The sequence below is a fragment of the Acinetobacter sp. genome, from assembly GCF_039596015.1.
Lineage (GTDB): Bacteria > Pseudomonadota > Gammaproteobacteria > Pseudomonadales > Moraxellaceae > Acinetobacter.
On record NZ_JBCNKN010000008.1, the window covers coordinates 1 to 21,769 of the forward strand.

Below are 21,769 nucleotides of genomic sequence, written 5' to 3' on the forward strand. Positions count from 1 at the left end.
CGATCCAATACTCAAAGACAAACGTGGCTGGTTCTTTTGGCAATACAGCAAACAGGGAAAAATTGCAGGTATTTCGCTATAATATTAATAAATAATATAATTATTCCCCAATAACTGGTAATTTACTAAGTCAAATATCACAAGATAAATCGCTTGATTCTGTTTTATTCGAGTTGCCTTTAAATATGAATATTTCAGAGAATCTCCAACTTTTAAATATTTATGCGATGCCTCGACAAATCTCAAATTCGTCCTAAGCATCGTGATCATAGACAAAAATTGTATAACCACGACAGTGCCACAGAAGCAAAAGAGGAACCTCAGTTGAGATTCCTCTTTTAATTTTTGTAAAACAGCAATATCATAAAGATATTTTACTTATTGGGAAAGATTCGCCTTGTCCCAACCACCGCCTAACGCATTAATTAATGCAACGCTATTTTGTAATTGCGTCGATTGTAACTGCAATAAACTTTGTTCATTGGAAAGGCGTGTCGCTTCGGTACTGGCAACGTCCGTATAATCAATCATCCCTTCATTATATTGATTTCGTTTAATTCGTGCAGTTTCAGAAGCAGAAGCCAAGGCTTGCTGTGTATGGCTCACTTCTTTGGTCAAACTATTGCTTTTTGCCAAATCGTCTTCTATCCCCTGCATTGCTTCTAATACCGTTTGTTTATACGCTGCAACGGCTTCATCGTATGTTGCACGTGCTTGTTTTACCTTAGCTTTATTTGCACCAAAATCAAAAACGCTCTGCGTCGCTGAAGCACCGAGTGACCATAATAAGTTTTGTGCACTAATCAAGTTTGACAAACTACTCGCAGAATAACCCGTCGAACCAGTCAAACTGATATCAGGGAAATAACCCGCAATAGCGATCCCGATTTCTTCATTTGCAGCAGCCACACTCCGTTCAGCAGATGCAATATCTGCACGGCGTTCAAGCAAACGACTTGGCAAAGTTAATGGTATTTCAGGAATATACGGCAAAGCAGCCTGACTTACAGGTAGGTTAAATTCTGCTGGCATTTTCCCAATTAGCATTGCAATTGCATGCTCATATTGTGCGCGTTGCCAAACCAAGTCTTCACGAGAAGCCTGAGCACTATACAAAGATTGTTCTGCCTGAGTTAAATCAGACTTGGCAACAACACCTTCTTTATACTTTGCTGCCAGAACTTTACGATAACGACTGTAGGTTTCAATCGTTTTATCATATAGCGCAATTCGTTTGTCCAAAACACGAAGCGCAAAATAATCTTGTGCCAATGTAGTCTGTGCACTCAGTGTCGCATTTGCCAAGTCCGCAGCACTCGCCTGAGCTGATGCTTTATTTTCAGCAACCGTTCGTTTGAGTTTGCCCCACAAATCCAATTCCCAGCTTAGTGTCGCTTTTGCAGAAAAAACATTACTTGGGCTTGCATTTCCATCTGCGCTTCGTGTTGCACCGCCTGTTGCATTGACAGAAGGTAACTGACTTGCTTTCGATTGTGAAACCAATGCAGCCGCTTTTTCATATCGAGCAACGTATTGGGCAATATTTTGGTTGGACAGTACAACTTGCTGCTCTAAACCATTTAAGGTTGTATCCTGATAGATTTCCCACCAAGCGCCACGCTGTTCTTGATCTTGCGGCTGAGCAATTTTCCAGCCCTGTGCCTCTTTATATTGGATCGGCATTGAAATATTTGGCTTTTGGTAATTTGGCCCAACCGTACATCCAGAAAATATCGGCAAGAAGCAAAGTAAAGCTTTACATAAATTATTTTTCAACATATCAATGCTCATCATTTAAAGGTACCTGTGCGGTATTGGTTTTTTTCCAAAATGATTTGACCCAACTGCCAAACCGATCCAGATACACATAGACGACAGGTGTCGTATATAAAGTTAATAGTTGGCTAAATACTAGTCCACCACAAATGGCGATCCCAAGTGGTCGATGAAGTGCCGAACTTGAATTTGTTTGCAAAATTAATGGTAATGCGCCAAAGAATGCTGCCAAAGTTGTCATCAAAATTGGGCGGAACCGTTTATCACACGCTTGAACAATGGCTTGTTCTGGTGAAATTTTCTGTTCTTTCTCAGCAGTTAAAGCAAAATCAATCATCAAAATGGCATTCTTTTTCACAATACCAATCAACAATAAAATACCAATCAGAGCAATCACGGTAAGCTGTGTATTGGTCATCATCATCAAAACCAATGCACCGACCCCTGCCGAAGGCAATGTCGATAAAATGGTAATCGGATGAATCCAACTTTCATATAACATCCCCAACAGAATATAAATAGTTGCCAATGCTGCAAAGATTAACCACGGCATTTGTTTGAGCAGACTCTGGAACACTTGTGCTGTGCCTTGCAAACTGCCATGAATCGTATCAGGTGCGCCGATACTCGCCATCGCCTGATCAATTGCGGCTTTCGCCTGTTCAAGTGAAATGCCATCAGCTAAGTTAAAGGCAATGGTCGTGGTTGCCATTTGGCTTTGGTGTGCAACAGACAATGGTGCTGTGGTGTATTCCAAATGTGCAAACGCCGAAATTGGGACAGGTTGATTATTACTGGTCAGTACATACAACTGATTTAAAATCGTTGGATCTTGGGTATAACGCTCATTTAATCCTAAAATACTATAATACTGATTCAGCATTTGATATTGCGTTGCAATTTGACGTTGGCTGAAGGCATTATTTAAAAATGTATCAATATCACTGACATTCAAGCCATAGCGTTGTGCCGCAATACGGTCAATCACTACTTTTACATCTAAACCACCCGACTGAGCATCACTATCCACACTGGTCAGCTCAGGTAATTTTTTGAGTGTCGCATAAACCAGAGGGCTCCACTGGCGTAAAGTTTGCAGGTTATCCGATTGTAAACTGTATTGATATGTCGCATTTGCACTACGCCCACCGACACGTAAATCTTGCGCAGGCATTAAAAATAATGCTCCACCTGCCATATGACGTGTTTTTTGGGTTAATCGGTTTGCAATCTGCATAGCCGTTTCAGTTCGCTGATTTTGGTCTTTCAAGCGTATAAAGAATTGTGCCGTGTTTCGAGATCCAAATCCCCCGCCACCCGTCGATGCAATCACATATTGAATGTCTTTATCTTTTTGCAGCATTTTACTAACAGCTTTCAAGCGTGGTTCCATTGCCTGAAAACTGGTTGTTTGGTCAGTTCGCAACATTCCCATTAACATGCCATTGTCTTGATCTGGAAATAATCCTTTTTGCACGACTTTATATAAAAAGACATTCCCAATGACAGTCAGTAATAAAACCAGCATCGTGATACGTTTATGTCGCATAACCACGCTTAGACTACGAACATAACCTTGATGAAACCAGTTGATGACGGCTGCAATTTTTGCCATAACCTTACTTTCAGGGACATCATGCTGTTCTTGTTTCAACAAGTGCGCACATAACATCGGTGTCAGTGTCAAAGAAATAAACATTGAAATCACTAAAGCAACCGATAAGGTCATGGCAAATTCGCGGAATAAGCGACCCAGCACACCATCCATCAGTAATAAAGGAATAAAAACAGCAATCAGGGATGCTGTCATCGAAAGTACGGTAAAGCCGACTTCACGACTCCCTTTTAGCGCAGCCTGTATAGGGGTCATTCCCGCTTCAATATGACGACTAATATTTTCCAGTACCACAATCGCATCATCAACCACAAAACCTGTCGCAACAATGAGTGCCATCATCGAAAGTGCATCGAGGCTATACCCTAAGGCATACATTGCAGCAAAGGTACTGACAATAGAAATCGGCAATGTAATGGCTGGAATCAGTAATGCACGTCCTTTACGCAAGAAAAGAAACACAACCGAGATCACCAATAAAATTGCAATCACCAGCGTTTTTTCTGTTTCATGTAAGGCACTACGAATCGACAATGAACGGTCAATCGCAACAGTAATTTGCGTTCCTTTCGGTAGCATTTCATTTAAAACAGGAATTAATGCTTTGATCGAGTCAATCGTTTCAAGCATGTTGGCTCCAGCCTGACGCGTCACCGCCATAGAAACCGAAGGCTCGTTGTTAAAATAACCTGCTGAATAAATATCCTGAATAGAATCTGTCACAGTTGCAACATCATGCAAACGTACTGCTGCACCATTACGATATGCAATAATCAAATTTTCATAGTCTTTGGCTTTGGTCAGTTGTCCATTGGCATTAATCCACCATGTATATTGCTCTCCGCTAAGTGAGCCACGAGGTGAATTTGTTGTTGCATTATTTACTGCTGCTCGGACAGTATCTAAACTAATACCGTAACTATTAAGCTGCTGTGGTTCAAGGTTAATTCGCACAGCAGGCAATGCACCACCACGAATCGAAACCTGCCCAACACCTTTCACCTGTGCAATTTTTTGCTGCAATTTACTCGATGCCAAATCATAGAGCTGTCCACGATTTAAGTTATTCGATGTCAATGCCAACATTAAAATAGGCGCATCAGACGGGTTGGCTTTACGATAGGTCGGCAAAGTTTTCATACTGCTTGGCAATAGACTTCGTGCAGCATTAATTGCCGCTTGAACATCTCGTGCCGCACCGTCAATATCTCGGTTTAAATCAAACTGAATAACGACACTTGTCGAACCCTGCCCACTGCTTGATGTAAGTTCCGTAATCCCAGCAATTTGCCCCATTGCCCGCTCTAAAGGCGTTGCAACTGTTGCAGCCATCGTTTCAGGACTTGCCCCTGCCAAACTCGCAGAAACCACAATTGTTGGTGTGTCAATTTGAGGTAACGGTGCAACAGGCAGCAGTCTGAAAGCCAAAGCCCCCAGTAAGGTGAGTGCCAGACTCACCAAAATTGTACCAATGGGACGAGTAATGAAAACTTTGGATAAGTTCATGACGACACCTCAGATTTTCGGCGTTGACTTAATTTTTCAAAAGCCAAATAAATCACAGGCGTCGTAAACAATGTCAATAACTGACTACAAATCAAACCACCGACAATCACAATCCCTAACGGCTGACGCAATTCTGCACCTGAACCTGACGCAAACATCAAAGGAACTGCACCTAATAATGCTGCACATGTTGTCATCAGGATTGGACGAAAACGTAATAAACACGCCTGATAAATTGCCTCTGAAGGTGTTTTCCCTTGCCGCTTCTCTTCTAAGGCAAAGTCAATCAACATAATGGCATTTTTCTTCACAATACCAATCAGTAAGATCACACCAATTAATGCAATCAGGGTAAATTCTGATCCTGTAATTTTTAATGCCAACAATGCACCAATTGCCGCTGAAGGTAACGTTGAGAGTACCGTAATCGGATGAATCCAGCTTTCATACAGCACACCTAGCACAATATACATGGTGATAACCGCAGCAAGAATCAGCCATAACGTATTACTATTTGCAGAACTAAATGCTTCTAAAGAACCCTGATATTGTAAATTTACAGTATCTGGTAACTGGATTTTTTGTTTTACTTCATCAATGGCTTGTTGTGCCTGTTCAATTGAATAACCATTTGCCATATTAAATGACACTGTGGCCGCAGGTGTTTGATCACGACGGGCATAGGTCATATAACCATTTTGCTCTGATACCGTCACCAAGTTACTTAATGGCACCATATCAGATGAAGCCGTTGTTGATGAACTTGTCGTACTACTTGTGGCACTCGAACTGGTTGTACTACTAGATGAATTAGACGCTTTCAAATAAATATGAGAAAAAGCAGATAAATCCTGTTTATATTCAGGTGGAACTTCAAGTACTACACGATACTGGTTGGCTTGCGTGTAAATGGTTGAAATTAAATGCTGACCAAAAGCATTATATAAAGCTGTATCAATGTCTTTGGCAGTCAATCCATAACGGCTCGCTTCATCACGATTAATTTGCACATAAGCCACTTTCGCCTGATCTTGCAAATTACTATTTACATCTTTAAATTCTGGTCGTGCTTTTAAAGCATCAACAAACTGTGGTACCCATTGCTGCAAATCACTTTGTACAGGTGTATCTAAGGTCAGTTGATACTGGCTTGGTGTCACCTGATCATCAATGTTTAAGTCCTGACTTTTGATTGCATAAAGCCGAATGCCTGCAATATTAGCAGCACGTTGTTTCAATCGGTCAATCACAACATCCGCTTTATCTCGTTCTGAAAAGTCTTTTAAACTGATCTGTAAACGCCCCATATTTAGTGCAGTATTGTTTGTTGCATCGACACCGACAATTGAAGCAATCGAATCTACAGCAGGGTCTTTTTGCAACTCATTTGCCAAAGCCTGTTGGCGTTTTGCCATTTCATCAAAAGAAATATCTTGCGAAGCCAGCGTAATTCCCTGAATTTTCCCTGTATCTTGCGAAGGGAAAAAGCCTTTTGGAATCCAGAAATATAACGCCGCAGTCAAAACCAAAGATAAAATTGCAATCATCAACGTAAATGGTTGATGCGCAAGCACCCATTTCAAGCACTTTTCATAAAATTTGAGTAGTTGGTCAAAACCATATCCAAAGCCACGAGCAATACGGTTATGCTTTTCTTCTGGAATATGTTTGAGCAAATATGCACTGAGCATCGGTGTCAGGGTTAACGATACAAACATCGAAACCAAAATCGATACAGCAAGCGTAATCGAAAACTCTCGGAATAATCGCCCGATCACATCCCCCATAAACAACAATGGAATCAGTACGGCAATTAATGAAATGGTTAAAGAAATAATGGTAAAGCCAATTTCACGGGAACCTTTTAATGCCGCCTGTAAAGGTTCTTCTCCATTTTCAATATGACGCTGAATATTTTCGACCACAACAATCGCATCATCAATCACAAACCCTGTGGCAATTGTGAGTGCCATTAATGTCAGGTTATTAATGGAGAACCCTGCAAGATACATCACGCCAAATGTTCCAATAATTGATAAAGGAACAGCTAAACTTGGAATAAGTGTGGTTGCAAATGTACGTAAAAATAGGAAAGACACCATCACAACCAATGCAATCGCAAGCACAAGTTCAAACTGAACATCTGAAATTGAAGCACGAATCGTATCGGTACGGTCTGAAAGTGTGGAAATTTTTACCGATGCAGGTAAGCTTGCCTGAATTTCGGGAAGTTTGGCTTTAATCGTATCGACAATAGAAACGACATTGGTTCCCGGCTGACGCTGAATATTAATAATAATCGCTGGTTTTCCATTCGCCCAAGCTTCCTGATACTCATTCTGTGGCGCTTGTTCGATGGTGGCAACATCATGTAAATATAACGCCTGACCATTTTCATATTTTAAGATTAAATTACGATATTCATCAGCCGTTTGTAATTGATCGTTGGCATCAATTGTAACTGAGCGCTCAGGCCCATCAAAACCACCTTTTGAACCATTCACGTTTGCGTTATTGATGACCGTGTTAATGTCCGCAAGCGTTAGACCATGACTCGCTAACGCTGCTGGATTGGCACGAATCCGCACCGCCATTTGCTGGCCACCCGCCAGACTCACCAAACCAACACCCGAAATCTGTGACAGTTTCAGTGCAACACGAGTGTTAATTAAGTCCTGTACTTTTGTTAGCGGTAAAGTATCTGACGTTGCGGCAAGCGTTAAAATCGGTGTATCCGCAGGATTCACTTTTTTATATGTTGGCTTATTCGGCAAATCTGATGGCAATAATGAGTCAGATGCATTAATCGCTGCCTGTACTTCTTGCTCAGCAACATCCAAAGAAATATCTAAATTAAACTTGAGTGTAATGACAGATGCGCCACCTGAACTGGTTGAATACATCTGATTCAACCCTGCCATTTGTCCCAACTGACGTTCAAGAGGTGCGGTTACACCACTGGTCATCACCTCAGGCCCTGCACCAGGAAATTGAGTTGTCACCTGAATAATAGGGTAATCAACTTCGGGCAGTGCCGAAATAGATAAGCTACGATAAGCCAGACAGCCACTGAGGATGACCGCAATCATCATCAGCATCGTGGCAATCGGTCTTTCAATAAAGATACGTGATGGATTCATAATTTATCTAGGGCCATGTCCTGATTTTTTATTTGAAGCAGCATCTAAAACACTTAAATCAACTTGCTTCGCCTTGACAATTTTCACTTTCGAACCGTTGCCCAATGAATCAACACCCGTTGTCACAACTTTCTGCCCTGCGGTTAAACCTGACGAGATCACTGTTTTACCATCTTCAGTTTGTGGGCCTGTTTTAACCATGACTTTATGTGCTGTTGAAGTCTGATCAATCACAAATACGTATTGACCTGAAGTACCCGCTTGTACAGCCGCAGTAGGAACCACGATGGCATTATTGAGGTTTCCTGTTTGCAATTTCACATTAACAAACTGATTTGGAAATAATTTATTATCGTCATTATTAAAAATTGCTTTTAATTTGACTGTGCCTGTTGTTGAATCAATTTCATTACTAATGACTCCAACTTCGCCTTGTGCCAACACAGTTTTACCCTGTTGATCATATGCTTTTACAATCAGTTTTCCACCATTACGAATTGGCTGTACCACTTCATCTAGCCGTGTCTGAGGCACACTAAAAGTAACTGCAATGGGTTTAGTTTGAGTAATCGTTGCAATATTGGTTGTCGAACTCGTCACTAAATTCCCAATATCTACATTGCGTATCCCGATATAACCAGAAATTGGCGCAACAATACGGCCATATTCAATATTGAGTTTTGCTGATGCAATTTGCCCTTTCGCAGACTGAATCGCACCCTCATACTGTGCTGTTGTCGCAGTCTGAGTATCTAAATCTTGTTTTGCAATCGAGTCTTGAGCGTACAGACGTTGGTAACGTGCCAAAGTCAATTTTGCGTTGGTCAGTTGTGCCTGACTCTCTGCCAATTGGCCTTGATATTGCTGTAAGGTTGCCTCATAAGGTCGTGTATCTATTTTTGCCAGCAATTGTCCTTTTTGAACATATTGCCCTTCTTTAAAATAAATCTGCTCTAAGTGCCCCGAAATCAGACTCGTGACGGATATTGTTTGACTTGCGGTGACTGTTCCCAGTGCAGATAAGATCGTCGGTACATCGGTTTGTGAAGCCATTGCCACTTGAACAGCTGTCGCATTTTCTGCATGTACAGGGATATTGTGACTATTGCGATTCCTAATCCAAAAAAAGAAAACTAGCCCTATTACCAGTACAATCAAGCACAACCAAACAAAAATACTTTTCTTCTTTGTCATAAGAAACTCAATATTGAAAAAGTGAAACAGATAATAAAGATGTATGTACGTTTACGTATCTATATTGCTGGATCGGTAGCACATCACACAACACGATATAATCGGATGTAACTTCCACTCGTTTATAATCCTAGCTATTTGTATAAGATTCACATTCATAAGTGCAAACTAGAGCCAAGGCGAAAATCACTTATGACTTTATAATCTACTACACTACCTATTCTTGATATAAACAAAGTGAATTTAAAGAATGCAATGTTGTGTTTTAGTAATCTTTTTTGAAAAAATTATCATTTACATTCATATGTTTAAAAAAACATCTTATTTTTTAAATTATATTAATAAATAGAGTGGATGGCTATTCAATATAGCGACCATAAAAAAGCCCAACTGTGTTCAGCTGAGCTTCTTTTATATCTGGCAGAGGATCAAGGACTCGAACCTTGACGAACGGTTTTGGAGACCGTCATGCTACCATTACACCAATCCTCTATTTTATGACTATGCTAATCATCGTCATAAAAAAAGCAAGATATTACCTCTTGCTTTTTTAACTTGGTGGGGGCGAAGAGACTCGAACTCTTACACCTTGCGGCGCTGGAACCTAAATCCAGTGCGTCTACCAATTTCGCCACGCCCCCGTTGGCTGTGTATATTAGTGATCATATGCTTTATTGGCAAGTGTTTTTTATTTCAATTGGTTATAAAATAAGAATATTTCACACTTATGGATATTTTTTAAACATACTCTTGTCTCTTTAGTTCTCATAAATCAATAAAGAACTACTCCCAATTACACATTCACAAAATAATATTCAATGGCTTTAAATCATTCAATACATCAGGCTAAGGAAAAATTGATGTTGTCTCACTCCAAGGAGTAGAATTTCAAAGTTTATAAGTGTCATCTCTCACTTATAAGTTCAAATCAAACATAAGACAAAGGTAACAGCGATATCTTGGTCTCATTTCCTACGCAGACATTGCCACACCCTATTCTAAATTAGGCTTGAAATTCTTATGATGACCTTGCAGTAAATCACTTCAAAATTTTGTGCTGTACAAATCACCACCATCTATAAAATATCGATAAGTCTAAATTACGAATAAAAATATTTTAAAACAATTAATTAAAGTTTTTTTATTTCTTAGATTCTCAAATAATGCACAAAATTTAAGATCAATATTTCATTTATCCAAGCAAAGTTTAGACGAATAACTGTACAAGCTTGTATAAAAATGCATTGTAAAACCCTCAAATAACAAAAAAGCCCAACTGTGTATTCAGCTGAGCTTCTTTAAATCTGGCAGAGGATCAAGGACTCGAACCTTGACGAACGGTTTTGGAGACCGTCATGCTACCATTACACCAATCCTCTATTTTATGACTATACTAATCATCGTCATAAAAAAAGCAAGATATTATCTCTTGCCTTTTTAACTTGGTGGGGGCGAAGAGACTCGAACTCTTACACCTTGCGGCGCTGGAACCTAAATCCAGTGCGTCTACCAATTTCGCCACGCCCCCGTTGGCTGTGTATATTAGTGACCATACGCTTCATTGACAAGTGCTTTTTATCTCAATTGGTTATAAAATAAGAAAAAATCGCGCTTATGGGTATTTTTTAAACACCCTATTATTCCTTTGTTTTTAAAAAACAATAGAAACACCACTTCTCAATCATATTATAGCCCCGTTCTGACTAATGAATATTGACCCTTAACGTCGATTATTCCTCTGCCTTACAGGATCATAACGATTATTACTATTTTCATAATAGACATATTTTTTAGAAGTACAGAATTTAACGCTTACCGTACAATAGTGTGACTATAAATTTTTTTATGGGGATAATACAACCAAGTTATTGGGCATAAACCCAACCACCCTAATTGAAAATTGAAGAAATTGGCGACTCAATATTAACTTTCTCTTGTAAAGTTCAGGGTATTTATGAAACATAGGATTTACATATATGGAAATTGATGAAGAACTTACCCTAAAGAAAATACAGATTTTTTTGGCATTTATGCGTTGCGGTAATTTGTCTAAAACTGCAACAGAAATGCAAATTAGTAATGTCAGTGTTCATAAAGCACTGCATTCATTAGAAAGCGCCCTCCGTTGCCCACTATTTAAAAATGAAGGCCGCAATCTCATTCCTTTAAAAAGTGCTTATGTATTTGAAGAGCGAGCACAAAAAATCGTACAAGACATTTTTATTACCGTAAATAAAACTAGAGAAGCGGCTGGTTTTGCGGCTAAAGTTTTACATTTAGGTTCTCTTTACTCTTTAACGGTAAAAACTATTCCAAATGTAATTAGTGGGCTTAAACTCAGACGTAGTGAACTTGATATCCAACTGCTACTCAGTTCAAATCAGGATTTGGTGAAAAAGCTTAAGGCAACTGAGCTTGATGCAATTATTGTGGCTTTAAATGAAACCACTCAAGATGATGACTTTGAAATTTTGCCGATGTTTTCAGATGACATTTTTCTGGCAGTCAATAAAGATTCAAAATATGCCGATTTTAAAGAAATTGATTTAAGCTTATTAAAGGAAGAAACTTTTTTAACTTTAACCAAAGGTTTTGCAACTCATAACGACAGCGACATCATTTTTAAAAAAGCTGGTTTTTCACCTAAAGTTGCTTTGCAAGTGAATGATATTTTTACTTTAATTAGTATGGTTAGCTCAGGCGTAGGTTTCGCACTATTACCCGGTCGTATTTCTGCAGTTTATGAAAGTTCAGTCAAACTTATTCCACTTAAACAGCAATATCACATGCAACAAGAAATCGGTCTCGTCTTTTTAAAAAGTAAAGAGCGCGATCCTAATTTACTCGCATTGATTGCTGAATGTCGCATGTTCGCGTCTAATTTTAAAAAGATAAAATAAGAGCCGTTGTAAATCACAACAGCCCTTTTATTTTAAGTTTAAGCAACAAATGATGTTAGCCACCGACCAATGCTTTAACTGCGAAGAATAAAACAGTCGGCCCCATTAAACAGCCAAGACCTGTATGGAATGTTGCCGTGAGCGCACCGTAAGGCACTAAACGACGATCGGTAGCTGCCAAACCTGCTGATACACCACTCACTGTTCCAGCCAAACCACCAAAAATCATGGCAGAACGCGGATTATCTAATCCCATAAATTTTGCGGTAAGTGGTGTTGAAACCATTACACAAATTGCTTTTACCAACCCCGTTGCAATTGAAAGCGCCATGACTTCAGAACTTGCACCAATAGCAGCACCTGTCACTGGCCCTACAATATAAGTTACTGCACCTGCGCCAATTGTGGTAATACTCGCCGCATCGCGATAACCAAAAATCCACGCAAACATACAACCAACAATAAATGGCAAAATGGTTCCGAGAAATAAAGAGAATGCGCCAATAAATCCGGCTTTTTTCGCTTCAGTGGCTTGTACCTCAAATGCAGTTGCGACAATGGTAAAGTCACGAAGCATTGCACCGCCCATAAGCCCGACACCTGTAAAGAGTGCAAGATCGGTTATGCCTTTTTCACCGCCTGTCATTTTCCCGCCAAACCATGCCAATATTAAACCAATCACAATGGCAATTGCTGAGGCATGCACTCGTCCCTTGGTTAAATATTTAGATAGCTTGGTCGACAGCCACATAATTAAAGCAATTAAGGCGAAAGCTGTAATTAAACCTAAATGAGTTAAGTCTTTTAATAATAAATCAGCCATGAACTTTACCTCCAATGTTGTTTAACGGTGCATCCTCTTCTTTCGGTAAAGGGCTTGCTTTGTTATATCGGCTTAAGCCTGCAATAGTCAGTGTGCAAACGGCAACTGAAACCACTGCAGCAAACAGTGCCATATGTCCACTAGATAATGCTGTAACCACGTTTTGCTGTGCTGCCATAGCAACAACAACAGGAATATACATGGTGCCCCAGAATGAAACGCCTTTTTCGGTTTCAACTGTCATAACACCACGTTTTTCCATCCACAACCGTATGCAAATGAGTAAAATCATGGCGATACCTACGCCACCAACATTGGATTGTACACCCAATAAAACACCCAACAGATCACCAACAATAACACCTACCAAGGTGCAAAGTGCGAGTAAACCAACTCCATATATAATCATGACAATCCCTCATATCCTTGGATCATTTATACTTTTGTAAAATCAGGCTCAAAAAGAAAAACAATTGATCTGTTCTTTTTGCATTGTCACCTGAATGCTGTCTATACGTGTCCCTTGCAGTGACAACACGGTTCCTTCTTTAAATGTTCGACGTGCAAGTGTAGTGAGTACCGTTCCTGGTAATGCCTCGATCTGCAATCTAACACCTCGCTCCCATGCGGCTTGGATGGTACTTTCCCAATCTACAATTCGGCTCATATTAAAAGCCAAATCATCACCAATGTGTTCTGCCTTGTTTAAAGTGCGAGCCGTTGTACCACTTAAATAACGTATTTTTGGCTGCTTTAAAGTCACTCCCTCCATAGACGCTGCAAGTTGCTTTGCTTGCTGACTTAATAATTCACAGTGCGATGGTACCGATACATCTAATTTTTTTGCCACCACACCTTGGTGCTTCGCCAAAACTGCAACTTGGTTCATGGCTTCAAAGCTTCCTGAAATAACAATTTGGTTATGTGCATTAATATTGGCAACAAACACCTCTGGCGTTATTTCATAAATTTGTTTCACCCATACTTCTACTGCTGAACGATTTGTACCAATTAGGGCGGTCATGCCATAGCCAGTTGGATAGGCGTTTTGCATGAGTTCACCTCGATAGGCAACCAAACGAACGGCATCCTCAAAGGCTAAAACTCCCGCTACAACCGCAGCCGACCATGCACCAATCGATAGACCGGCTACATAATCAGGTGTTAAGTTTTCAGCAGTTAATAGGGCTGAACTCACCACACCTGAAATAAGTAAACATAGCTGTACTGCACGTGTCGATTGCAATGCTGCTGAACTGTCTAGCATCAAGACATTTTCTTTGAGTGCATCCGATGCACGCTCAAGATGTTCCTTAACCAAGGCAGATTGCGGTAGATCGTGCAACATATTGCTTCGTTGCACACCTTGTCCCGGATATACCCAAATCGAAGCCATGATATCTATTCCCTAATTCCATGGGTTTTCCACTAAAACAGCGCCATCAGGACGTTTCAATAGAACTTTTCCACTATCCCTCGCCCATTCTTTTAACGCCAAACCACCCTGTGGCAGTTGTAGCTGTATATCCACATTGAGTCCTGCTTGCTGAAAATTTTCGAGTAGCTCAATCGCTTGCTTTTTGGCAAAAGGCTGTTCAGCTCGAATCAACAAATCAATGTCACTTTGCTGAGTTACTGCTTCAATACCCGTTGCCAGCTCAAAACCGAAACTTCCTGTATATCCCCAACATCCTGAAAAGTTTTTCATAATGTTGGAAATGCTCTGTAAACGTTCTGCTAAATGATTAAAGTGACTCGTATCTATTTCTGTTAGTGCTTCGGGTTTAAGCTGTCGGCTAATTACAGAACGAGGCATTTGAGCTGCATATCGTTGATGACGAAATTGTCCTCTTACACCCACACCAACCTGATCTGCGGAAGTGATTTCCCGTCGGACTACAACAGGATCACCTCGTAGTAACACTTCTCTCACCCATAGCGGAGCATCATCAGCCAAGCAATCGACTGTCATGCCCCATAGCAAATCATGGGCTTCAAGCTCAAGTTTCATGACCATTGCTCACGCAATAATTCACGGACTTTTTTAGACATCTGACGGTTTTTTCCGTGAAGTCTTTGTTCCAGTCCTCTCGATTGATCAGCATTAATTTCTTTAAATGCTTGAGCAACCACCTGTTTCGCTAACAACAGATCATCGGTTGTCGGTTGTTCAGGGTTTTCAACAGATATCAGTTCAGATAACAAACCCAGCGTTGCATAACTTTCAATGTCATAAGCCATTGGAGGAATGCTTGAAGCCAATTGCTCTAACTCATCAACCGACCGCAAGGTGACGCGTGCAGCAGATTCCTTACCCATCGCATGCACCATAACACCTGAATCTTTTAAGGCAATAATACGATTGGCTTGGTATCCATGCGCCAAGAAAGCACCCGACATCGACTTACCAACCAATAAACTCACAACAGGATGGCCTGCCAATCTAGCTCTAGCATAGCTATCTACTGCACCCGCTAAAGCTTGATGAATGCCTAATAATTCTTCACGACGCCCGTAGGCCTGACTTGGAACATCAACCAAACATAAAATGCCGCGTTTAATTTCAGCATGTGCATCGGCTTGAATTACTTCATCGACTGCTTTTGCCAAACTCCAGCCTTCCAACAGTCCAACTTCACCTTGTGTTGCCCGAGGAAATAGATTATTGCTGTCTTGAACAACTGCAATCACACGTACCGCTTGCTGATCAATCTGACCATCAGCCACCCAAACAGAAGCTGGAAAACCTTCAACTGTATTAAAGCCCTGTGTAAATGCTTTAAACCAATGTGCACCTCGTGTAGATGCTTTTAATGTATCAACGGCGATATTCATACTTGCTCTCCTTGATACAAAGCCTGAACCTGTGCAGGAGTAATTTGCTCAGCAGTATCGACTTTTTGTAGCTTCGCTAAATAGAACGAGTAATTTGAACTACGATGCTGCTGAGGCACGCCTTGGATTAAATAATCGATGACTTGCTGACGAATTTTTTGACGATCATCCTCAACATAAGCATCTGCCAAACCACTCGCGAAGCGCTGATTACCACCCGTAATATTCCATATAAATGGACGATCTTTGGCGTTATATTCTTGTACACCTGCTTCTTGCTCAATCACTTGCGGGCCGTTCAATCCCAACCGACCTTCTTGTGTCATGACAATATAGCTGCATAAACCAGCTGCAATCGACATGCCACCAAAGCACCCCACACTGCCTGCAACCACTGCAATCACGGGTTGATACTGACGTAAATTCACAATTGCAGCCTGAATTTCAGCAATTGCAGCCAAACCTAAATTTGCCTCTTGTAAGCGAACGCCGCCCGTCTCTAACAATAAAATTGCCGCTGTTGGAATACCTTTCAGATTGTCTTCAACCGCAAGTTCTAAGGCACCCGCAATTTTAGCTCCACCCACCTCGCCTAAACTCCCGCCTTGAAATAAACCTTCAACCGAAATTAAAACTACTGGGTGTTCTTGAATAGATCCTTTTGCAATCACCACGCCATCATCGGCTTGAGGCACAATATTTTGCTGAATCAACCAAGGTGACATGACACGTGCGAATGGGTCGAGTAACTCTCGAAAAGTCCCTTCATCTAACAATGCTTTCGCACGTTCTCTTGCACTAAGTTCAATAAAATCTTGTTTATTTAACAAGCTTTGAATATCAGTCATGCGTAACCTCCTCCAATGCTTGTTCCAGACGTAAGCGAACGACACCGGGAGTTGCACCAAAGTCATGAATATCAATATTGACGGCTGGCGGTATTTGTGCGGTAAAAATTCGTTCAAAAAGATTGTGCCAACGTGCTGCACTGCCATCTACCGAAGTCACTACCTTTATAGAAGCTTTTCCTGTTTCACTAGGTTCCATCAAAATTTCTAAATCACCTGAACCAACACATCCTACCAATGCTTTTTTCACAGGTGGCTCTGTCGCCATAAATTCAAAATGAAGTGTTTCCATAATCAAAATCCCTTTTTATTTTTCACAGATGACTGCTCGGCACGATCTATAAACAATGTTGCTGCCAACAAATCTGCGGCACCGCCAGCAGAAGCCTTCATCCGAAGCAGATCAATCTCTAAAAGATGCAAAGCACGTCGACCTTCCAAGCTTGAGCTGCCGCCCAAATCCAGTACTTGCTGAGCACCTTGTTGCATACGCTTTAAACCAGATGTTCCAGAGCGATAAATCACACAGGTATCGGTCAGATCGGTCATCATGGCAAGTAAAGCATCTAAACGAGCGAACTCTTCTTTCATGGGTTTATTACGACTTTGGTACAGCTGCTTTAAGCCAAAATTCACAATAGTTGGAAAACCTTGTTGTGCCTGTTCTTTTGCACCTAAGATGCCTAATTTCTTTTGTACTTGCTGACCATGACTTAAAGCCTGCTTTGGAATAAAGCGATCTTCAAGCTGAGCAATCTGGCCTGCTAAATGACATAGCTCAACAACCGATAAATATTGCTGATTACTGCGTGCCAATGCTGCTGCCGTAACCATTAACCCTAATGCCCAAATTGCACCGCGGTGTGTGTTGACACCATCTGTCGCCAACATCATGGTCTTTTCACCTTGGCGACCAATTTCACCAATGTCTTCACGCAAGGCCAAACAGACTTTTCCGTGATGCTTTGCAGCTTGGGCCATTGCCTCAAACATGGGTCCTAAACTTTTCGCAGAACGCTCCATTAACTCCAAAGTCAGGTCATCATGTGCACCACTGCCACGGCGATCAACCAAGGCTGGTTTTGGCGTTAAATTAACTTCATCAATCAAAGCCTCGATCGCTAAACTTGCCAAAAGTTGACTATCGCTAAGTGTTTGATATTGAAATTGTGCCATCATTACCAACTCCTGAATTTTGCAGGGGGTTGATATAAACCATCAGACCATGTCACCAAGTCGGCAATATTTTTTGCAGCTAAAAGCTCACGTGTTGCATCGGTGCGACGAATACCTAAATCTTCAGGGAATACCACCAAGCCTTCGCTTCTTAAACGTGCTGTTGTTTTAGGATCTTGAGTTAAACCAATACTGGTCACACCGGCCACCGAAGCAATCATGGCTTGGCGCTCTTCTTGGCTGCTTGCTTTATATAGATAAGCAATGCCTTCTTCGGTGAGTAAATGGGTAACATCATCGCCATAAATCATGATCGGTGCTAAAGGCAAACCAGCCGTTTTAGCCACATCAATCGCATCAAGACGTTCTACAAAAGTTGGCTTACCGCCCTCTTGGAAGGTTTCCACCATTTGCACAACGAGTTTTTTACCACGTGCTAAATAAGTTTCTGTTTCATTAGCACCTTGCAAACGCATATCTAACCATGCTGGCGTATCGTGACGACGGCCTCGTGGATCATGTCCCATGTTTGGTGCACCACCAAAACCAGCTAAACGACCTTTAGTGACAGTCGAAGAATGCCCCATGCCATCAACTTGCAAAGTTGCGCCAATAAATAGATCAACGGCGTACTGACCTGCAAGCTGACACATCATACGGTTGGAACGTAAAGCACCATCACGACCTGTAAAGAAAACATCAGGACGAGCTGCAACATATTTTTCCATACCGAGTTCGGTACCGAAGCAATGCACGCTTTCAACCCAACCTGTTTCAATCGCTGGAATTAAGGTTGGATGCGGATTTAGAGTCCAATTTCGACAAATTTTTCCTTTTAAACCTAAAGATTCACCATAAGTCGGTAAAATCAGTTCAATTGCCGCAGTGTTAAAACCAATGCCATGATTTAACGATTGCACATTATGCTTTTCATAAATTCCGCGAATTGCCATCATCGCCATGAGTATGTGCACAGGCTTGATATGTTTCGGGTCACGAGTAAATAACGGTTCGATATAAAATGGCTGGTCGGCTACCACCACATAATCCACCCAAGAAGCAGGAATATCGACACGTGGCAAATCAGTTACGTCATCGACCAATTCGTTAACTTGCACAATCACAATACCGTCACTAAAAGCCGCAGGTTCAATGAGTGCTGGAGAATCTTCGGTACTTGGCCCTGTATAGATATTGCCTTGACGGTCAGCCATAAAACCCGCCGAGAGCACCACATTTGGAATGAGGTCGACCACCAAACGTGAATATAGTTCGATATAGGTATGAATCGCACCAATCTCTAGCAACCCATCTTCAATTAACTGACTAATACGCAAACTTTGCGGACCAGCAAAAGAAAAATCGAGCTTTCTCGCAATGCCTTTTTCAAATAGATCAAGATGTTCTGAACGCCCTACACTTGGCATGATCATATGTAGATCATGCAACACATCAGGATTAGTTTGTGCCAAAGAGCGTGACAAGAAATCTGCCTGCTTTTGGTTGTTTCCTTCAAGGACGACTTTGTCACCCGGTGTAATCAGCGTTTCTAAAACTTTAATAATGTCTTGAGTTGGAATAACCACACCATCAGTATATTGGTTTGCCATCTCTAGTTTTAGTTGTTTGGCATGACGCCGCTTTGTCCATAATCGTTCTTTATTCTGAACTGATCCTTCCATGTACTTACCTATAGATCACAGTTTTGTTCTGTATCTATAAAAACGCTTTATGGACTTTTGATCAATCAACCTACATCGGTAGTTATTAACTTCAGGTTAATGATTTAAGTATGGCTTTAATACCGTGATTAGTAATTGCCATATGTTCATCATGGTTAAGCAAAAAATAAGCTTTCGCTTTATGCGGAGTTTATCTTTCTATTTCTAATAAATGATCTTTACTGCAATTTGGCGCACTTTGATTAAACATTGTCACCATTCGATTTGGGTAAATATTATTCAAATTTCTATGATGTCTCTATCGAAAAACAAGTTCCTTAAAAACTTTAGTTGAGAGACAAAATATGAACACAGTTAAAGAAAAAATCATTCTTATCACAGGTGCTTCATCTGGCATGGGTAAAGCATTTACTAAAGCATTACTCAAAGAAGGTGCAACTGTTTATGCCGTTGCACGTCGCATTGAAGCCATGAATGAATTAAAAGTGCTTGGCGCACATACATTAAAAATGGATATTACCAATCAGGATGATATCGACCAAGTTGTGAAAACTATTGAAAAAGAAACTCATGGTGTTGATATTTTAATTAACTGTGCGGGCTTTGGCATGTATGGTGCTATGGAGGATACTACCCTTTCGGATGCCCGTTATCAATTTGAAGTAAATCTTTTTGGTATGGCTTACTTAACTCAAAAAATTCTTCCAAGTATGCGTAAGAAAATGCGGGGTCGTATTATCAATATTTCATCAATGGGTGGAAAAATTTATACCCCACTTGGTAGCTGGTACCATGCCAGTAAACATGCCGTTGAAGGTTGGTCAGACTGTCTACGTTTAGAATTAAAATCATTTAATATTGATGTTGTCGTCATCGAGCCAGGTGCCATTGCAACTGAATTTGCAGATGTGATGGTCAAGCCTATGCTTGAACGTTCAGGCAACAGCGCCTATCAAAAAATGGCAAAAGCAGTTGCCAATACAACTCATATATCTGTCGAAAAAGGTGCGCTTTCAGATGTGCAAGTGGTTGTTGATATGCTCATGAAAGCTGTCCATGCATCCTCACCTAAAACACGCTATGTGGGTGGTAAATATGCCAAACTGATGATATTTGTACGTAAATGGTTTGGTGACTGTGTGTTTGATCGTATGGTCATGTCAGTTATTAAATAAATGAAGTGACCAACACAAACTTAATGATGAGATGCCAAAATGAAATATGCTTCAAATTTTGCCCTAAATACTAATTGGAAGTTACTACTTAATGACTTAGGCATAAATGTTGAAGATGCATTACGTTTGGCATCTCTGCCGCTTGATTTATTTAACCGTAAAGATGCAAGCCTTACGCCCATTCAATATTTCAATTTTTGGCATGCAATTGAACAACTTGCAGGAATAAATGACTTACCTTTAAAAATCGGTCAAATGATTACTGTTGAGCTTTTTGACCCAGCAATTTTTGCGTGTATTTGTAGTCCCAACTTCAATATTGCTATACAGCGTCTATCTGACTTTAAAAGGCTGGTTGGGCCAATGCAGTTAAAAGTTGCAATTGATGACGAAACAACAACGCTAGAACTCAAATTTTATAATGTATCTACGCCAACGCCCCAAAGCCTAGCGATGTCTGAACTGGTCTTTTTTGCTCAATTAGCAAGAATCTGTACAAGGCATCAGGTCATACCATCGAAAGTTACTCTGCCCGATTTACCTAATAATCTGGCAGAGTACAAAACATTTTTTGGTATTCAGCCACAAAAAAGTAAACACATTTCGATTGTCTTTTCACACCAAGATGCTGAACGTCCTTTTTTAACAGCCAACCCAACCATGTGGTCTTTTTTCGAGCCAAACTTACAGCGTAGCCTTATGCAACTTGATGAAAATGCAACGGTCAGCGAAAAAGTTAAAGCAATACTTTTAGAAAACCTACCTGCTGGACTGTGTACGATAGATGATGTTGCTCAACGACTCGCGATGAGCAAACGCACATTACAACGGCTACTTTTAGAAGAACAAACCAATTTTAAAACGCTTTTGGATGTGACACGTCGGTCTCTTGCGCAACATTATTTAGAAAAGTCATCAATGAGTACTGGTGAAATTTCATTTTTATTAGGCTTTCAGGAACACAACTCGTTTAGCCGAGCATTTAAGAACTGGACAGGTAAAACACCTCAAGCGTATAGATTAATACGTCAAGTCACGACCATCTAACCAGTAAAGATTAACGGAATAGTCCATTTAAATAATAAATATGCACTGAAAT

The 21,769-nt window shown here is 40.6% G+C and carries 16 protein-coding genes and 4 tRNA genes; 3 read left to right on the plus strand and 17 right to left on the minus strand.

The annotated features are described in order from the left end of the window. Positions 1-378: 378 nt before the first annotated feature. The 8 genes from ABDV70_RS09315 to ABDV70_RS09350 form a co-directional block, all read right to left on the minus strand. On the minus strand, positions 379-1,794 hold the full coding sequence (locus ABDV70_RS09315; RefSeq protein WP_343597273.1) for an efflux transporter outer membrane subunit: 1,416 nt from the start codon (positions 1,792-1,794) through the stop codon (positions 379-381). Further along, complete coding sequence (locus ABDV70_RS09320; protein ID WP_343597274.1) at positions 1,781-4,897, minus strand: efflux RND transporter permease subunit; 3,117 nt, start codon at positions 4,895-4,897, stop codon at positions 1,781-1,783. The genes ABDV70_RS09315 and ABDV70_RS09320 overlap by 14 nt, the downstream gene beginning before the upstream one ends. Next, on the minus strand, positions 4,894-8,037 hold the full coding sequence (locus ABDV70_RS09325) for an efflux RND transporter permease subunit (protein ID WP_343597275.1): 3,144 nt from the start codon (positions 8,035-8,037) through the stop codon (positions 4,894-4,896). Before ABDV70_RS09325 ends, ABDV70_RS09320 begins: the two co-directional genes overlap by 4 nt. Before the next feature lie 3 nt (positions 8,038-8,040). Beyond that, a complete protein-coding gene (locus ABDV70_RS09330) occupies positions 8,041-9,231 on the minus strand; it encodes an efflux RND transporter periplasmic adaptor subunit (protein ID WP_343597276.1) in 1,191 nt (396 codons plus the stop codon). Positions 9,232-9,649: 418 nt separating this feature from the next. Further along, positions 9,650-9,723 (minus strand) — tRNA-Trp (locus ABDV70_RS09335). Between the two features lie 64 nt (positions 9,724-9,787). Further along, positions 9,788-9,872 (minus strand) — tRNA-Leu (locus ABDV70_RS09340). Positions 9,873-10,536: 664 nt separating this feature from the next. Continuing rightward, positions 10,537-10,610 (minus strand) — tRNA-Trp (locus ABDV70_RS09345). Positions 10,611-10,674: 64 nt separating this feature from the next. Continuing rightward, positions 10,675-10,759: transfer RNA gene (locus ABDV70_RS09350), tRNA-Leu, on the minus strand. A gap of 448 nt (positions 10,760-11,207) precedes the next feature. Here ABDV70_RS09350 and ABDV70_RS09355 point away from each other — a divergent pair. Then, positions 11,208-12,131, plus strand: coding sequence for a LysR family transcriptional regulator (locus ABDV70_RS09355; protein ID WP_343597277.1), 924 nt, complete (start codon positions 11,208-11,210; stop codon positions 12,129-12,131). A gap of 55 nt (positions 12,132-12,186) precedes the next feature. On the opposite strand, the gene madM is transcribed toward ABDV70_RS09355, so the two are convergent. From madM to mdcA, 9 genes are read right to left on the minus strand one after another with little or no spacing between them, the layout of a single operon-like run. Continuing rightward, the gene (gene madM, locus ABDV70_RS09360) at positions 12,187-12,954 is read right to left on the minus strand and encodes a malonate transporter subunit MadM (RefSeq protein ID WP_343597279.1); all 768 of its coding nucleotides are present in this window, start codon (positions 12,952-12,954) and stop codon (positions 12,187-12,189) included. Beyond that, the gene (gene madL, locus ABDV70_RS09365) at positions 12,947-13,363 is read right to left on the minus strand and encodes a malonate transporter subunit MadL (RefSeq protein WP_343597280.1); all 417 of its coding nucleotides are present in this window, start codon (positions 13,361-13,363) and stop codon (positions 12,947-12,949) included. The genes madM and madL overlap by 8 nt, the downstream gene beginning before the upstream one ends. Positions 13,364-13,411: 48 nt before the next feature. Then, a complete protein-coding gene (gene mdcH / locus ABDV70_RS09370; protein ID WP_343597281.1) occupies positions 13,412-14,350 on the minus strand; it encodes a malonate decarboxylase subunit epsilon in 939 nt (312 codons plus the stop codon). Between the two features lie 12 nt (positions 14,351-14,362). Continuing rightward, on the minus strand, positions 14,363-14,971 hold the full coding sequence (locus tag ABDV70_RS09375; RefSeq protein WP_343597283.1) for a malonate decarboxylase holo-ACP synthase: 609 nt from the start codon (positions 14,969-14,971) through the stop codon (positions 14,363-14,365). Then, positions 14,962-15,789, minus strand: a complete 828-nt coding sequence (mdcE, locus tag ABDV70_RS09380) for a biotin-independent malonate decarboxylase subunit gamma (RefSeq protein WP_343597284.1) — start codon at positions 15,787-15,789, stop codon at positions 14,962-14,964. The genes ABDV70_RS09375 and mdcE overlap by 10 nt, the downstream gene beginning before the upstream one ends. Next, positions 15,786-16,637 (minus strand): biotin-independent malonate decarboxylase subunit beta, encoded by an 852-nt coding sequence (locus tag ABDV70_RS09385; protein ID WP_343597285.1) that lies wholly within the window; start codon positions 16,635-16,637, stop codon positions 15,786-15,788. The genes mdcE and ABDV70_RS09385 overlap by 4 nt, the downstream gene beginning before the upstream one ends. Continuing rightward, positions 16,630-16,929, minus strand: coding sequence for a malonate decarboxylase subunit delta (locus ABDV70_RS09390; RefSeq protein ID WP_343597286.1), 300 nt, complete (start codon positions 16,927-16,929; stop codon positions 16,630-16,632). Before ABDV70_RS09390 ends, ABDV70_RS09385 begins: the two co-directional genes overlap by 8 nt. Before the next feature lie 2 nt (positions 16,930-16,931). Then, positions 16,932-17,816: a triphosphoribosyl-dephospho-CoA synthase gene (locus ABDV70_RS09395; RefSeq protein ID WP_343597287.1), complete on the minus strand. Its 885-nt coding sequence runs from the start codon at positions 17,814-17,816 to the stop codon at positions 16,932-16,934. After that, the gene (gene mdcA / locus ABDV70_RS09400) at positions 17,816-19,495 is read right to left on the minus strand and encodes a malonate decarboxylase subunit alpha (RefSeq protein ID WP_343597288.1); all 1,680 of its coding nucleotides are present in this window, start codon (positions 19,493-19,495) and stop codon (positions 17,816-17,818) included. The genes ABDV70_RS09395 and mdcA overlap by 1 nt, the downstream gene beginning before the upstream one ends. A gap of 344 nt (positions 19,496-19,839) precedes the next feature. Between mdcA and ABDV70_RS09405 the strand changes: the two genes are divergently transcribed. Both ABDV70_RS09405 and ABDV70_RS09410 read left to right on the plus strand, forming a co-directional pair. Then, positions 19,840-20,670, plus strand: a complete 831-nt coding sequence (locus tag ABDV70_RS09405; protein WP_343597289.1) for an oxidoreductase — start codon at positions 19,840-19,842, stop codon at positions 20,668-20,670. A 39-nt stretch (positions 20,671-20,709) separates the two neighbouring features. Then, positions 20,710-21,717, plus strand: a complete 1,008-nt coding sequence (locus tag ABDV70_RS09410) for an AraC family transcriptional regulator ligand-binding domain-containing protein (RefSeq protein ID WP_343597291.1) — start codon at positions 20,710-20,712, stop codon at positions 21,715-21,717. The last annotated feature ends 52 nt before the right edge of the window (positions 21,718-21,769 follow it).

Coding starts and splice junctions, on each gene's coding strand:
- ABDV70_RS09395 (WP_343597287.1), bottom strand. CDS start 17,816: ATGATGGCACAATTTCAATATCAAACACTTAGCGATAGTCAACTTTTG.
- mdcE (WP_343597284.1), bottom strand. CDS start 15,789: ATGAATATCGCCGTTGATACATTAAAAGCATCTACACGAGGTGCACAT.
- mdcH (WP_343597281.1), bottom strand. CDS start 14,350: ATGGCTTCGATTTGGGTATATCCGGGACAAGGTGTGCAACGAAGCAAT.
- madM (WP_343597279.1), bottom strand. CDS start 12,954: ATGGCTGATTTATTATTAAAAGACTTAACTCATTTAGGTTTAATTACA.
- ABDV70_RS09405 (WP_343597289.1), top strand. CDS start 19,840: ATGAACACAGTTAAAGAAAAAATCATTCTTATCACAGGTGCTTCATCT.
- ABDV70_RS09385 (WP_343597285.1), bottom strand. CDS start 16,637: ATGACTGATATTCAAAGCTTGTTAAATAAACAAGATTTTATTGAACTT.
- ABDV70_RS09320 (WP_343597274.1), bottom strand. CDS start 4,897: ATGAACTTATCCAAAGTTTTCATTACTCGTCCCATTGGTACAATTTTG.
- ABDV70_RS09375 (WP_343597283.1), bottom strand. CDS start 14,971: ATGGTCATGAAACTTGAGCTTGAAGCCCATGATTTGCTATGGGGCATG.
- ABDV70_RS09315 (WP_343597273.1), bottom strand. CDS start 1,794: ATGATGAGCATTGATATGTTGAAAAATAATTTATGTAAAGCTTTACTT.
- madL (WP_343597280.1), bottom strand. CDS start 13,363: ATGATTATATATGGAGTTGGTTTACTCGCACTTTGCACCTTGGTAGGT.
- ABDV70_RS09355 (WP_343597277.1), top strand. CDS start 11,208: ATGGAAATTGATGAAGAACTTACCCTAAAGAAAATACAGATTTTTTTG.
- ABDV70_RS09410 (WP_343597291.1), top strand. CDS start 20,710: ATGAAATATGCTTCAAATTTTGCCCTAAATACTAATTGGAAGTTACTA.
- ABDV70_RS09390 (WP_343597286.1), bottom strand. CDS start 16,929: ATGGAAACACTTCATTTTGAATTTATGGCGACAGAGCCACCTGTGAAA.
- ABDV70_RS09330 (WP_343597276.1), bottom strand. CDS start 9,231: ATGACAAAGAAGAAAAGTATTTTTGTTTGGTTGTGCTTGATTGTACTG.
- mdcA (WP_343597288.1), bottom strand. CDS start 19,495: ATGGAAGGATCAGTTCAGAATAAAGAACGATTATGGACAAAGCGGCGT.
- ABDV70_RS09325 (WP_343597275.1), bottom strand. CDS start 8,037: ATGAATCCATCACGTATCTTTATTGAAAGACCGATTGCCACGATGCTG.